Consider the following 14,504-nt stretch of genomic DNA (forward strand, 5'->3'; position numbering starts at 1 on the left):
AGGATGAACGAGAGGTGAATCGGCGTCACTTAGCTATAGCTACTAGTGAATGAATCGGCACTACAATGCCATTCATTAGGCTGTTTGGTTGTCGTCGGAAGGAGAGGACTGCACTTCCAACAGCCGCAGCCGAGCCGTAAACCCGCCCCGTTCGGCACGTCGTTGTTGCTGAAGCCGTTGCACGGCGGCCATGTCGAGGCCGTGAGCGTTGAGCAAGGACTCGAATACCTCCAAGACGTCGGCTAATTCAGTCGGTAGCTCGTCTGGTGAAGCAGCTTCGACTTCCCGGGCCTCCTCAACCAACTTCTCGCGCAGGGCCTGGCGAAACTCTTCCTCGCTCATAATTTCCGTGTGGCAAGCGCGGCCGGACTGGGCTATGATGGCGGGAATACGGTCACGGATGAGCTTGTGGTACTGCATGAGTTAGAAGCGTTGGACGTAACGGGCGTTGGCCACGTCGTTGATGAATAGGGTAGCTCGCTGCGCTAGTTGGGTGGGAAAGTCGTGGCCGGGTGTCAGTCCCACAAAACGCAGGGTGGCGTCTTCGAGCATGACCTGGCGCAACGTAGCGGACTGCTGGTAGGTGGCGTAGGCCTGGGCCAACAGGGGCTCGGCGGCGGATAGGCGCTGGGCGTCGGGTACCCGGTCGCGTTTGGTGTGCTGGTTGAACTGGCGGTCGACCGGGAGCAGGTTCCAGAGCTCGTTGACGGGGTAGACCGTGAGCGGGAGCAGGTGGTCGAGGTCGTAGTGCTGAGGCTGTGTCAGGGGCTTCTGCGTCCAGGGGCAGGTGAAGCGCACGTTTTCGTGGAGCAGGATGTCGACCTGGTTCCGCTCCCAAGTGAGGGGTCGGCGGTTGTCGGGGCGGGCAGTGAGCAGGGTGTAGACCTGGCCCCGGGTGACAACGTGGCCGGCGTCTTGGGTGACGGTTTCGGTGAAGAGGCTCCACTCGTGGAGGCAGAGGGCTTCGACGTAGAGCGAGAGGCGGTGGAAGGCTTCCCACAGCGTAGCTGGCACAACCAGGCAGGCATCCTGGGGGTTGGTGCCGGGCAACGGGTGAACGTGCGGCGGCAGCTGATCGAAACGCACGGGTTTGGCGAAGATGCACCATACGCCCGGGCCGGCGTAGCGGATGGGCATGAGCAAGGCCTTGGCCGCAGCGGCTACGGCTTGGGCGTAGGCTTGCTGCAGCTCGCGGGCGTAGGTGGCACGGCGGCGCGGCGTGCGCATCTCCGTGAGCAGGAAGAAGCCGTCGGCGGTTTGGGCAGGCAACTGCACGGTGCGCTGCCACTCCTGACGGAGCTCCGTCAGGGCCGGGCGAAAGGCTATGTCGTTGCGGAGCTGGCCACTGACCACGGCGCGGGCGCCCTGGTAGATGGGCTGGTCGGCGTCGGCGAAGGGCCAGTAGTAGGCGGTCCAGAGCTCCGCTAGGCGCGAGAGCGGCACGGCTACGGCTTGGCCTGCTCGCACCAAGCCGGGGTAAAGCAGGGACAAGTCGTTGATGGCCCGCAGCAAGGCTATTTTGTAGCTGTTGGTCTTCTTATCGTGCTTGAGGATGGTGGCAATAGTCTGCTCGCCTGATGCGAGGGACGCATGATGGGAATGAGCTAGCACGAATATGAATGTTGAAAATCATCACACGCGGTAATCCTGCTTGTAATCCGCAGTGGCAATGACGAAGTCGGCTATATCAAAAAGGAGGTTCTTCTTCTCGGGTAGCGGTAAGTTATCCAGATCGAGGCTCGAGAGAGGCTGCTTTAGTAAGGCCCGGATGGTGTTGTACTTAAATAGTGGGGTGTCGTCGGCCGGATGGACGTTATAGCTTAAGGTTGGGGATGTGAAGTGCTTGCTCACCTTGATTGGAAAGCGCTCGGCTTCCCGTCCGGATACAATGGCGTGCAGCCGCACTGTGCGGGTAGGCTCATCCGTCACCAGCATGATGGTATTGCCGACAGCCCGTATGGTCAATAAGCTTCCATCCTTGCCCGGCTCGACGTCGCTCCGCCAGGAGTCGAACATCTGCTTGGGCGAACGGGCATCAATAAATTTCATGAGAGCCGTCGCAAAGCGGGCATGACTGATATACCGGTCTTCTGAAGATAGCGTCGTTTGGGCTGCAGGAGCAGCAACGGGTGCCTGCGTGGCGACGACAGGGGGACGGGTGTTGTCATGAGGAGCTATGAACTGCGCAACGAACAGGCGCAGCTCTTCGAGTTCTTCTGGAGTTTCCAATTGGCCGCCAATTTCAATGGAGTTGCCTATAGAACTGCTGAGCAGATTCAGCGACGCAATGATGCCCGTGGTTTCGTTGAAATAGAGCTTGGCGTGAAGGTTAGGAATGAGCCGGGGGGTGATGTCCATGCTCAGTACCTGCTCTTTGCTCACCGCATTGCTGGGCTCGTCGCGAATGTAAAAATCGATTTTGACGCCTTTGTTGCGGGCCGCAACCAGGGCGGCGGATACTTGCTTGGTATAGGTAAGGTTGACGTAGGGCGAAACGATGACCAGCTCTTTCTTGGCGGTCAGGATGACGTTCATCAGTTTGCTTTGAACGTCGTGGGACTGGATGATCTTCATTCAGCTGGAGCAGTGGGGCAGTCTGCGGATATCAATAGCACTTGTGGCAGGCTCGTTTCCCTAGCTCCTGGGCAGCACTAACGGACATGCTGCGTACTTCGTGGGTGCACCGGTTGAGGCCCGAGCAGTTATCGGTGGCGTGGTAAGCCACGGACGACTTACTCATGCAGACATACACCGCGGCAGCGGTAGCATGGTAATTGGCTGGGAGGCTTAACGGAACGGAGGAGGAAAAGCTGCTAACGAGGAGCGAACTGGCTAAGAGTAGTGCTTTAAGCAAAGTTCAGGGGGAAGGATAAAGGCAAAAGGGCGGGTAAGTTACACAGCCGAGCTTAGGACGCAATTGAGTTAGTTGTACTTTTCGCTCGACAACTAACGCGTAGTTTCGCTCGCATGAAAGCAGGTCAACGGCTCTGGACGCGCGACGAATTATTGATGGCGATTAACCTTTACTGCAAGCTGCCTTTTGGGCAGCTGCACAAGGGTAATCCGGCCATCATCAAGCTGGCTGGTTTATTGGAGCGTACGCCTAGCTCGGTGGCGTTGAAGCTGGTGAACTTCGCCAGCCTGGACCCGGGCTTATCCCAGGCGGGCATGAGCAACGCCAGTCACCTGGACCGGCAGGTATGGAAGGAGTTTTATGCTGACTGGTCGGGCAAGGCGTTGGAGAGCGAGCAGCTGCTGGCGGAGGCGCAGCATTTGACGTTGGAAGAAGTGGCGGCGGAGTACGAGCCACTGCCGCCGGTGCCGGCGGGGCGGGTAAAAGAGCAGCTAGTAAAGGTGCGCGTCAATCAGCAGTTCTTCCGCAAGACGGTTATGGCGGCGTATGACAATACCTGCTGCGTGACGGGGTTGCGCCAGCCCGCGCTGCTGGTGGCGGGGCACATCAAACCTTGGGCGGAAGATGAGGCTAACCGACTTAACCCGCGCAATGGACTTGCCTTGAACGCGCTGCACGACCGGGCTTTTGAGTTGGGCTTGTTCACCATTCGGCCCGGTGATTACGTGATTGAAGTGGCGCCCGCCGTGCGGGCGGGTAACCGACTGGATGCGGCCGCTGCGGGGGCGCTGCTGGGGCAGTACCATAAGCAGTCGCTGCGCTTGCCCAAGAAGCCGCGCTTCCTGCCTGATCCGCGGTTTCTGGAATGGCACCGAACGAGGTGGCTAGGACAGTGACAGCTGGTCTTGCGCAGCGCAAGGGTGAAGTTCAGCTACGGCGTGTACCCCATCTTTGATGTAATAGGTTCCGATAACTTTTAATTATCGGAACCTCTTGCTTAAGAATTCTGCCCGCTTGTTTAAAGTTAATCAAGCAACTTGGTTGGACCTCATGCTGACGAAGTTAGTCAATCACAAGGCCTACCACATCGAGCCCGACTATGTCAAGGAGCTAATATGACCAAGGTTAAACTTTACGTGTCGTGGAAAAAATGCCTCTGAGGAACACTGCAGCGGCTTGATGACGCATTTGAACTCGTCTAGGTCGCGCAGCGCATTGACAACCGTGTTGAGCTGGTGCCAGAACCATAATACAGCGGTAACCTAGAAGCTCCCGACGCAACTTACTGGTTAGTGTTGGTTTGCCCTATTACCAAATGCACAACAGGCTCTATTTTTATATTAAGCACCATTCTAAGACGTCAGGGTTTGCAACCATGCTTTGGTAAAGTGCTACTTTCCAGTAGTTTGGCGAAAAATTCGTGCTAGTAGAGATGATTTTTTTCTTCAAAGCTCTATTGGCTGAAGCAACAGCACTAGCGAGAAGACGCTTATCCCTGACACTATTCATGTTGTTCTTCTCCTCGGCAATAGCTAACGCGGATGCTTTTGCATAACGCGCCAAAAGTTCCAACTTATTAAAATGTTCTTTGATGATTGTTTCCATTCCGCAAAAGTCAGCAGAATTTGCGCTTAGATAAAAGTCAAAAGAAGCTTTCCCATTTATAATGTTAGTATTTGCAAATAGAAACTGTCTAGCAGGCAATGAGTCATAATAAAAATTAATTATTCGACGCTCTCCGGTATCTGTCAACCATGCTTGTCCTTTCAAATTATTGCAATCTAAGCAACATGGAAGTAAATTTATTGATAAAGCGGAAAACTCAGCAAACAATTCTTTGGGTAGGTAATGATCAATACTCCTTGGTCTAAAATTTAAATTGCAATACTGGCAAATAGCAGCAGCACAAGGATCCTGCTCATCTTGTAAAGATTCGATATGAAACTTAAGTTTTTCTAACCCTGAAGCTGAACTTGTATAGCAATGCCTCAAAGCTTCTTCTTCATGTGGTAAAAACTTTGCCGGCCTTAATAAATTAAGGGTGGAAGTATTGGATTCGTAGCTTTGATATAATGCAATTATTCTGTTACGCAAATCTGATAATATTTTATCTCTAGGAGGGACCTTACTCAGTATTATATCATCATAATATGAAATACAGGTATTTGAAAGAGGGAATAGGTTCCTCATATGACAGAAGAAGGATAGTCTTTTAACGCTTGTAAATACGTTTCTGCTTGCAAAGGTAATCCTAACGGAAATAACGACTCAACTTGCTCAACATTTCTTTCTTCACTTAACTCCTTTAAATATGATATAAAGTTATTTGCAGACCCTTGCATTGCAAAGACTTCGTGAGTAATTGCTGTTAGATTTTCTCCAAAACATTCTATGCTAAGCATAGAAATTTTTGGCCTGTTTCCTGCTCTTTCAAAAACTCGTACTTGCCTACTTAAAGTTTCTTGCAATAGCAAAGGCGCATGTGTAGCGATTATGGCATAAGAATCATACTTGACAAGTATTTTGTTAAAAGCTCTAATCAATGAAGAGAATGCTTCTGGATGAAGATGATTTTCAGGCTCATCAAAAAGTATAATTGTTTGTGGTGATATATTTGCTATTATATCAGTGATTATATTAACTAGAATCCGTTGGCCTGAACTCAATCTGTCGTAGAATGAAAACTCAAAATAATCATCCTTGGTTTTTTCATGGGTATATACTCCTTCTAGCAGAACGTTAAGTACAGAAACCCAAGTGTCGCTCCGATCTAGGTTTGCAATTAGTTTAGCGGAGTCCTGCAATTTTTTTCTCAGTTGTTTCTGGGTTAAGAAACGCTCATTTCGTTTCTCTGCTCTAGAAAGCGCGCCATTTATGTCAATAGACTCATTAGGAGCTCTTATCCCACAGTAGGTGTAACTGAATGTTTGTGAATTGGGTCTAGCAAATTCGTCAAAAACACTATATGACACAGCTATTACCTCGCTAAAGCTTGGACGCCTTGGACTGAACGACGATGAACTTTCTTTTGAGCCCAAACCGCTCATTGCCAAAGCAAATTCAGCTAAAAATTGAGTTTTGCCAGTTCCATTTCGACCTATGATGACAGTAATCCGATGCAAGCCTGTCGGATGTTCAGTGAAGTCAAAATTAACAGAATGATCTGCCAAAGCACCTGGTATCCGACATTTAAAGTTGAATTTAAATATCCTTTCATTGTCAACGGCTCTAAACAACGCACCTGATTCCCTATACGCCTTTTCTGCGTCACTGAACCTAATCAATGATAATTTAAAACCAGGCATTTCTTGAAAATGCGGAGCGATATTGGGATCATAAACCACATCACGCAAGCCTCTCAATATTGGATCATAAATATCAAATCCGGCACCATGTAAGGCTTCGTAAAACGACACAGTTTGCCCTAATGAACAGTAGTCATTACTTAAAACTGTAAATTGGTCGGGTATATCTGTCTCTATGTAGGAGCCAAAGAGTGCATCCGAAATATTTTCCTGTAATATTTTTACTTCATCACGCATAAGTCTAATCTTACTAGCACTATAAATTGAGATATTGAACAGAGTTCTAAATCCATAATCATTCCAAGAGTTAGTCATCAAGATGCAACATGGATATTCTACATCTTGCAAAGGAAATTTGCTGGGATAAGTAACTTTGTAGAACTTCATATGTCTTTTATTCTTTTATGCTTTATAATGAAAGGCTGAGCAAAGCAGGATTCCTGGTGTTTTCGAACCAAATATAAGCGTCCTCCGCTGCCTTCATAGTTAGGTAGCGCCAATCTATTGTTCTATAGTAAGGTCTATTTTGACTAGTGGCTCAACTCCGCTTACACACGTATATCAGCAGATGCAAACTTGTTATTACCGCGGCGCAGGAACCATGTATTAGAGCAGCGTGGCGGCGAACCATTAGCAGCGTACCACTGATGTACCTGCTGGCGCCCGCGTCGCAGTGCGCTTGGCTGCAGCGCGTACTCGGAAGCGCGCAAAGGCAAAGCCCTGCGCGTCTACCAAGAACTCACGAGCCTGCGCGGGTTCCCCTGCATTTTCGACGTCTCACGCCAGGCCGTTAAGGCGTGGTTAAAAAAGCCATACGACTCTACAACGCCACGCGTCAGCCTACTTGAGTCATTGCCAACAAATTCAAAGAGCCGCCATTCATTCAGGATATGACGCGTATGCTTATACCTCAACTTCAGAGGCACTTATAACATCTGACAGCCTCTCCGCTTGCTCAAGGACGAGAGTAATGGCGTTTTCCTGCTTGTCGGGCGGGTATTGGTAGCGCCGGAGCGTGATACGTACCAGATTGCGCAGACGCGCTCGAACGCTTTCCCGCTTTTGCCAGTCGATGCCTGCGTTACGCCTAATTTTGTCGAGTAGCTCGGCGGCAATTTTGCGCAGCATTTCGTCGCCCAATATTTCTGTGGCACTGCCATTGTCCGCTAGGGCGTCATAGAAAGCTAGCTCGGCGGTACTCAATCCTAGTGATTCGCCCCGGTTGTCGGCATTCCGTAAGTCTTGAGCTAGTTGGACTAACTCATTTAGTATGTCAGCGCTTTGAATGGAGCGGTTGCGGTAATTAGCCAGCGTGGTATCAAGGCGGTCGGTGAACAGGCGCTCCTGCACAATGTTGGTGCGGGTGCGGGCATGAATCTGGTCGTGCAGGAGCTTTTGCAGCAGCTCAACGGCTAGGTGGCGCTGCGGGAGGTCGCGCATTTCGGCCAGAAACTTATCGGACAGAATGCTTAGGTCTGGGGAGTCCATACCGGCCAGGGCGAAGATGCTTTCTACGCCTGCGGGCTGCACTGCCCGATCGAGGAGCTGCTTGAGCATGTAGCGGCTCTGGTCGCGGTCTAACTTTTCTTCGGGCGTGGTGCTTTCGGTGATGAATCCACGTAGGCCTTGATAGAAAGCCAGCTCGTCGCGCAGTTGCTGTGCACCGGGTAAGGTGCTGCAGAGGGCAAAGGCTTTGGTAGCAGCTAATACTTTATCAAAGAACTCTTTGCGCTCGGTCTCAGGTAGTCCTAATACGTGGTTGCCTACACTGGGGAGCAGCGGCAACGGATTGGTTAGGTAGGTATTAAGGTAGCCAACTCCACGCAACAAGTACCGGACGTCGCGTACAGCTTCCTGCAACTCAATCAGGGCTTTGTTTAGGTCAATGGTAGGGGCGCCCTTACCGTCCTGGCCTACTTTGCCGCCGTTGGCTGTATAAGTTTTGAGGGCGCGTTTCAGTTCAGTGGCAATGCCGATGTAGTCGACGATAAGGCCTCCGGACTTGTTTTTGAAGACGCGGTTTACGCGTGCAATGGCCTGCATGAGGTTGTGAGCCTGCATGGGCTTGTCGATGTACATGGTGTGCAGGCTGAGCACATCGAAGCCGGTAAGCCACATGTCACGAACGATGACGAGTCGCAGTGGGTCAGCAGCGTTTTTGAAGCGCTTCTCGAAGGTTTTGCGCACGCCGGCGGGGTGAACGTGCTTCTTGATGTAGTCCTTGTCGGCGGCCGAACCGGTCATTACTACCTTAATGGCGCCTTTCTTTACATCGTCGTCGTGCCACTCGGGACGCAATCGAACAATGGCTTCGTAAAGGCGGGCGCAGATTTCGCGGCTCATCCCTACTATCATGGCTTTGCCGCCACCGGCGATGTTGCCCGCTGCAGAGCGTGCTTCAAAGTGCTGCACAATGTCGGCAGCTACTAGGTCGAGGCGGGACTGGGAGCCAACTACTTTCTCAAGTTTGGTCCAGTAGGCTTTTTCAGCTTCGCGGCGGGCTGTGTCTTCTTCGTCCTCAAGTACTTCTTCGACCTCCTCGTTTATCTCAGCTATTACCTCTTCACCTTCCACCAAATGCAGTTGGGCTAATCGGCTTTCGTAGTAGATAGGTACGGTTGCTCCGTCGCGTACGGCGTCCTCGATATCGTAGATGCTTACGTAGGGGCCAAAGACTTGGCGTGTATCTACGTCATCGGTTTCGAGAGGAGTTCCGGTAAAGCCCACGAAGGTGGCTAGCGGTAGCGCATCACGTAGGTGCTTGGCGAAACCTGTTTTGTACTTGCCGGTCCTCTTATCGAGCTTGCTGCTGAGGCCATACTGGGAGCGGTGAGCTTCATCGACGATGACGACAACATTGGAACGGTCGGAGAGCTTGGGGAAGGTGTTTTCGCCGGGTAGCGGGCTGAACTTCTGGATGGTGGTGAAGAAAACGCCCCCCGAAGGACGGTCAGCAAGTAGGGTACGCAGGTTCTCCCGGTCGTAAGCCTGCACAGGCTTTTCCTTGAGTACACTTTGGGCGTGCACAAACTGCTGAAACAGCTGCCCATCCAGGTCATTCCGGTCGGTTACTATTACTAGCGTTGGATTGCGCATGATGGGTTGTTGGCGCAGCTTACCCGCGAAACAAGCCATGGAAATGCTTTTTCCCGAACCTTGGGTATGCCAGACGATGCCTCCCTTACGTGAGCCAGGCTCTATTTCTTCGATGCCAGGTAGACGGCCTGCAAAAGGGGCTGGCGCGTCGTGGACCATGGGCAGGGTAGCGGTTGGTTTCTGAGTGGCCAGTATGGTGGCATCGACAGCGGTGCGTACGGCGTGGAACTGGTGATAAGCCGCTATCTTTTTAATGAGCGTATCGCCTGAACCTGGCTCGTAGAGCACAAAGTGGCGTAGGTAGTCCAGGAACAGTTCTCGGTTGAAGAAGCCACGTACTACGGTTTCTAGCTCGTACTCCAGCGGCCGTTGGTCGTGTTCATTCAGGATGGTGCGCCAAGGCATGAACCGCTCCCGGTCTGCAGTAAGAGAGCCTACGCGTGCAAATTTGCCATCGGACACTACTAAGGCCACGTTGGCCAGAAACAGCTCGGGTAGCTCGGTGCGGTAGGTCTGCAGCTGCTCGTAGGCGGCCCACACATCGGCCTCTCGGTCGAGCGGGTTTTTCAGCTCAATGACTGCTACCGGTAACCCATTCAGAAAAGCTACTAGGTCGGGGCGGCGGTTGCGGCGGCTGGCCTGCACCGTAAATTGGCTAATTACAAGCCACTCGTTTTGGGCAACGTCGTCGAAGTCTACAAGCCAAGCCCGGTCGCCGCGTAGCTCTCCTGAAGTGCTAAGTACTTCTACGGGTACCCCATCAGTGAGCCAGCTATGCAAGAGCCGGTTGCTTTCTACTTGGTCGGGGTGTTGGGCGCGAACAACTCGCTCGGCCACTTCCAACACAACATTCTCTGGCAAGGTGGGATTGAGGCGACGAAGGGCAGCTAGCAAGTGGCTAGCCAAGCTAGTTTGGTGGAAGGTAGTACGTAAGGCGTCGGGGGTGTCAGGGGCTACATCGGGGCCATGGGCTACCTGCCAACCAGTTTCGGCAAACCAGGTACCCGCCAATTGCTCGAGAGTGGATTCGTTTATCATCGAAGCTGCCCGTTAAATTTTGCCTATGTGTTTCAGCAGCCCAACTAAAAGCGCCTCCAAATTCTCATCAAAGTCATTGTTTTCGACCTGAAACCAGATAGGATAGATTCCACGATCTACTAGGAAATGCTCTCGCGTGCGGCGCTTGGCCTCAGTAGCCGGAGTGCACTCGAAAGTATAGTGCTTGGGCTGATGTGGATCGTTCGCAACGGCTTTTTGTAGTATTTCCACGGTACGGTCGGGCCCCAAGCTGGCGCCCAAGAAGAGTAAACTGTTAGACGCTGAAGCGAGCTGTAACTCTCGTAGCAGCAAGCTGCTTGTAGTGTAGGCAGCGTTGTACTCGGCGGTAGTGAACACACGGCCGCGCTCGGTAGCATAGTCACCGTGTAGCTTGATGAGTGTCGTTAAGTTGGGGTCACGCTCCTGTCGGTAGGTAGCTAACAGGTCGCCGTACAAGATCGGGTCCATGCGTGGGCCTTCCTCCTCATACACGTACTCAAGCACCCGGTCGAAGTTGGTGGTGAGTACCAATTGCGGAAACAACGCGGGTAGTAGGCGCACGGGGCCAGCAACAACAGCCGGTGCTACCTGGCACAGATGGTTAAGCTGCTCGTTGAACAACGGGTCCGGCATTCCAGCGCGGAGCAAATCGGCAGCGGCCTCGAATTTCCCTTGTCTAATTAATCTGCGAAATTCTGTCCGGCTGCAAGTAGAATCGTTGAGAAGTGCCCCAAGTAAATTACCCCACCCTGGCAGCCCCGATGCTCGCGACATTCCTGCTCCTACAAACGGCACTACCTGCCGGCGCCTCAATGCCTCGCACAGCTCCTGATACCTTTTTAAATTGTGCGGAGCTAAAGCTAAAATGCTGTCTAATTTCTCCCTGCGGGGATCATACCACTCTTCGTTGAGCCACCGCTCGTATTCGGCATTGTAAGCGTCGGTGTCAAGTTGCAGAATGGCTAACGGACTCATTAGCACCTCGCCAATTAACACATTTCCATCTAACATGTCCGCTCGCACCTGTTCCTCAAATTCGCGTTTTAACCGCTTCATGGGGTGCTAAGTGAGGCGAATGTCGCCGGCTAAAAGTTTGGGCAACAGTTCGTCGCGAAGGGCAGCTAGGGTGCGAGATTCTTTCCTATAACTCTCACTCTGTAGATAAAGCGGTCCAGCATACTCTTGATAAGCACCAACAATAGCTTCGTTATCTGGCCAGGCAAATTCTTTGTTTCCAATTACATTAGGATTAACAGTAGGATAGGCTGCCCCATCAGCAATAAGGCCTAAGTATTGAAGCATATCCTCTGAAGTCAGGGCAGAATAAATAAAACTCCATGGGGCAGCTGTTGGTGAAACTACCGCAAATCCTGTTGAGACGACAAGCTCAGGAGCAGGTTCAAGACAAAGAAAATAGGCCCCTCGGTCAGGACGAACTGTTGAAATGACGGTATCTCCGTTTTTCACCCTGCGTTTGGCCCGGCTCGGTTCTCGACCTGGTTCATAGCGGGTGATTGAACCAATACTCCCACGGTTTGTCTCTGCAATTTCAACATAGTCTATGTAGGGTAGAGAGTCCTGTTTAGATAAAGACCGATTATTGATCATAGCCAATTCTCTAATCGGTTTCACTTTCCACCCAACTGGAATTTCACCCATTACTGAATCTTTCAACGCCGCCGGGAACAGCGCTAGCAGTTCCGGCGTGAGGCCGAGGCGGCGGCATATGCTTTCTTCTGGCTCGCCACTAGCTTTGGCCCGTACAGGGTCGAAATCAACGAACCATGATTGGAAGAGGGTGCGCGCCAGTTGTTCTAGCGTGGCGTTCAGTTGGCGGTTTAGTTCGATTTTGGCGGAAAGCGTAAAATATGTACCTCCTATTGTAACCTGTGTTTCTCTATCTGGGAGGGGAAGTTTAAGTTTATTAAAGTCTCCTTTTTTAAAGTGAGGAATCAATGTGCCAACGTGCATATTTTCAATTGCACGTTTTGTGTACTCCGAGCGAAGCACAGCAAGCAAGTAGTGTGGGTACACTTTGCTTTCGTCAGCTCGAACAGCTACCATGTCCTGCGCGATGCAAAAATCAATTGGATCAGGTACAACACAAACGCGGCCTGGTGAACCTTTCGTTACAAAAATTAAATCACCAGGTTCTGGATGGCCTCTAAACCAAGTGTCATATGTTTCTTGCGAAACGTAACGTGCATTTTCATAAGAAGGATAAAGCGACGTATTGCGTACACAGTTTGTCGCAATTAGCGGAATGCCTGTTTCGGCTATTGGACAAGTCTTGCCTCTGTTATCAATAATTTTTGAAAGCAATTCAGTAAACGGAACAAGCTCAAATTTCATAGCCTAGGATGCTTAATTTACTTGCTACTTCTTCTTGCAAGCGCGCACTCTCCGCGAACTGCTCACGTAGGCGAGTCACTAGCTGAGGCATCACCACTTCAAACGAATCACCTTGGCGTTCTTTAGCTTGAGACTCTACGTAGCGGCCAGGCGTCAGCACATATTCGTGAGCGGCAATATCGGCCAATGTGGCGCTTTTGCAGAACCCGGGTACGTCCACATAGTCAACGCCCCGCTGCCAGTTGTGGAAGGCATCAGCAATCTGCTTAGTGTCAGCATCTGTGAAGTCGCGCAACACTCTATCCTTCATATAGCCCATTTCACGGGCGTCGATGAATAGAGTTTCGCCGCGGCGGTCGCGGCGGCCGTCGCGGGCGGCCTTACTCTTGCTGAGCACCCAAATACAAGCCGGAATCTGGGTGTTGGTGAAGAGCTGGCCGGGCAGAGCAACCATGCACTCCACCTGGTCGGCCTCCACGATGGCGCGCCGGATGTCGCCCTCCGTGTTGGTGTTCGACGACATAGAGCCATTGGAAAGCACTAGTCCCATACGGCCGGTGGGTGCTAGTTTATACAGCATGTGCTGTATCCAAGCAAAGTTGGCATTTGAGGAGGGCGGCACTGCGTATTCCCATCGGCGGTCGTCGCGAATGGTTTCACCGCCCCAATCCTTGAGGTTGAAGGGCGGGTTAGCCATCACGAAATCGGCTTTTAGATCGGGAAACTTGTCTTGCAACAGTGTATCACCAAGCTGAATATCGGCTTCGATATTGCGAATAACCAGATTCATCTTAGCAAGCCGCCAGGTAGTGGGGTTGCTTTCTTGACCGTACACCGAAATCTGACGCTTACGGGCTTCTACGGCCTTCTTGCGGTCTTTGTGGTCGAAAGTCTGGGTGTCGGCATGTTCTTCAATGAATCTTTCACTCTGCACGAAGAAACCGCCTGAACCGCAGCAGGGGTCGTACACACGACCTGAGTAAGGCTCGAGCAGCTCAACAATGAGGGAAACCACAGACTCAGGTGTGTAGTACTGTCCTCCCTTCTTGCCTTCGGCGCTGGCAAACTCGCCGAGGAAGAATTCATACACATGGCCCAAGATGTCCTTAGCCTTCAGCTCGCCGTGGTTAAAGGGGATGCCGGCAACTAAATCGAGCAATCGACCGAGCTTGTCAGGATCAAGCTGCAGGCGGGCAAAGTCTTTGGTGAGTACGTTCCTAAGGGCAGGGTTCTCGTCTTCTATGGCCTGCATAGCGCGGTCGAGCAGGATGTCGAGACCCTTAAACTTCTCAGGTTCACCGTCGGGGTACTTGGGTGACTTGCTATTGGGCTCAATCAGAGGCGTGGCATCGAGCAGCGTAATAACTTCACCCGGAGCTACCTTGGCATTAGCGCGTAAGAATTCCCAACGGGCTCGCGGCGGCACCCAGAAGATGTTTTTCTCGGTGTAGTAGTCGCGCACCTCCAACTCTTGCTCGAGAAGTCCTTCATCGCCTCCTAGGTAGTAGTCGTGGTTTTCGTCTCGAAATTGTTGTCTCAGTTCGGTGCGGCGGTCTTCGAAGGAGTCGGATACATACTTTAAGAATATGAGGCCTAAAACGATGTGCTTGTAGACTGCAGCATCAAGGTTGGAGCGGAGCTGATCGGCTGAACTCCACAAGTCGCGGTCGAGCTTGCGAAAGAACTGCTGATTATCTGAAGGTTGGGCCATTGGGGGAGTAAAGAAGGATAACTGCAAAGTGTGGCCTGAATTGAAAAGGCAAAGTTTGGAGGGTAAAGCTATACAATGCTTCACTACAACCGAGTATCAAATTACTGCTCCAAGCTGCTCTGTCAGGCCAGGCCACTATTGGAGTTAT

Annotated in this window: 10 protein-coding genes; 1 reads left to right on the forward strand and 9 read right to left on the reverse strand. The window is 51.7% G+C overall.

Features of this window, described 5'->3' with window-relative positions; translation table 11 throughout:
- Positions 1 to 75: 75 nt before the first annotated feature.
- The 3 genes from AC5FXY_RS11555 to AC5FXY_RS11565 are packed head-to-tail and all read right to left on the reverse strand — an operon-like array spanning position 76 to position 2,574.
- On the reverse strand, positions 76 to 420 hold the full coding sequence (locus tag AC5FXY_RS11555) for a pyrophosphohydrolase domain-containing protein (RefSeq protein ID WP_493556830.1): 345 nt from the start codon (positions 418 to 420) through the stop codon (positions 76 to 78).
- A 3-nt stretch (positions 421 to 423) separates the two neighbouring features.
- Positions 424 to 1,611 carry a DUF8808 domain-containing protein gene (locus AC5FXY_RS11560; RefSeq protein ID WP_493556831.1) on the reverse strand — a complete coding sequence of 396 codons (1,188 nt, stop codon included), beginning with the start codon at positions 1,609 to 1,611 and terminating at the stop codon, positions 424 to 426.
- A gap of 21 nt (positions 1,612 to 1,632) precedes the next feature.
- Complete coding sequence (locus AC5FXY_RS11565; RefSeq protein WP_493556832.1) at positions 1,633 to 2,574, reverse strand: phospholipase D-like domain-containing protein; 942 nt, start codon at positions 2,572 to 2,574, stop codon at positions 1,633 to 1,635.
- A 393-nt stretch (positions 2,575 to 2,967) separates the two neighbouring features.
- On the opposite strand from AC5FXY_RS11565, the gene AC5FXY_RS11570 reads away from it, so the two are divergent.
- Positions 2,968 to 3,750, forward strand: coding sequence for an HNH endonuclease (locus AC5FXY_RS11570; protein ID WP_493556833.1), 783 nt, complete (start codon positions 2,968 to 2,970; stop codon positions 3,748 to 3,750).
- A gap of 439 nt (positions 3,751 to 4,189) precedes the next feature.
- Here AC5FXY_RS11570 and AC5FXY_RS11575 read toward each other — a convergent pair whose 3' ends face one another.
- The 6 genes from AC5FXY_RS11575 to AC5FXY_RS11600 form a co-directional block, all read right to left on the reverse strand.
- Entirely contained in the window at positions 4,190 to 5,044 is an 855-nt protein-coding gene (locus AC5FXY_RS11575) for an HNH endonuclease (protein WP_493556834.1), read from the reverse strand.
- The gene (locus tag AC5FXY_RS11580; protein ID WP_493556835.1) at positions 5,041 to 6,474 is read right to left on the reverse strand and encodes an AAA family ATPase; all 1,434 of its coding nucleotides are present in this window, start codon (positions 6,472 to 6,474) and stop codon (positions 5,041 to 5,043) included. Before AC5FXY_RS11580 ends, AC5FXY_RS11575 begins: the two co-directional genes overlap by 4 nt.
- A 588-nt stretch (positions 6,475 to 7,062) precedes the next feature.
- A complete protein-coding gene (locus AC5FXY_RS11585; RefSeq protein WP_493556836.1) occupies positions 7,063 to 10,293 on the reverse strand; it encodes a type I restriction endonuclease subunit R in 3,231 nt (1,076 codons plus the stop codon).
- A gap of 12 nt (positions 10,294 to 10,305) precedes the next feature.
- Positions 10,306 to 11,349: an SIR2 family protein gene (locus tag AC5FXY_RS11590; protein ID WP_493556837.1), complete on the reverse strand. Its 1,044-nt coding sequence runs from the start codon at positions 11,347 to 11,349 to the stop codon at positions 10,306 to 10,308.
- 6 nt (positions 11,350 to 11,355) lie between these two features.
- A complete protein-coding gene (locus AC5FXY_RS11595; RefSeq protein WP_493556838.1) occupies positions 11,356 to 12,645 on the reverse strand; it encodes a restriction endonuclease subunit S in 1,290 nt (429 codons plus the stop codon).
- Entirely contained in the window at positions 12,635 to 14,356 is a 1,722-nt protein-coding gene (locus AC5FXY_RS11600) for a class I SAM-dependent DNA methyltransferase (RefSeq protein ID WP_493556839.1), read from the reverse strand. Before AC5FXY_RS11600 ends, AC5FXY_RS11595 begins: the two co-directional genes overlap by 11 nt.
- Between the last annotated feature and the right edge of the window lie 148 nt (positions 14,357 to 14,504).

The sequence above is a fragment of the Hymenobacter sp. FMD4 genome (assembly GCF_058932745.1).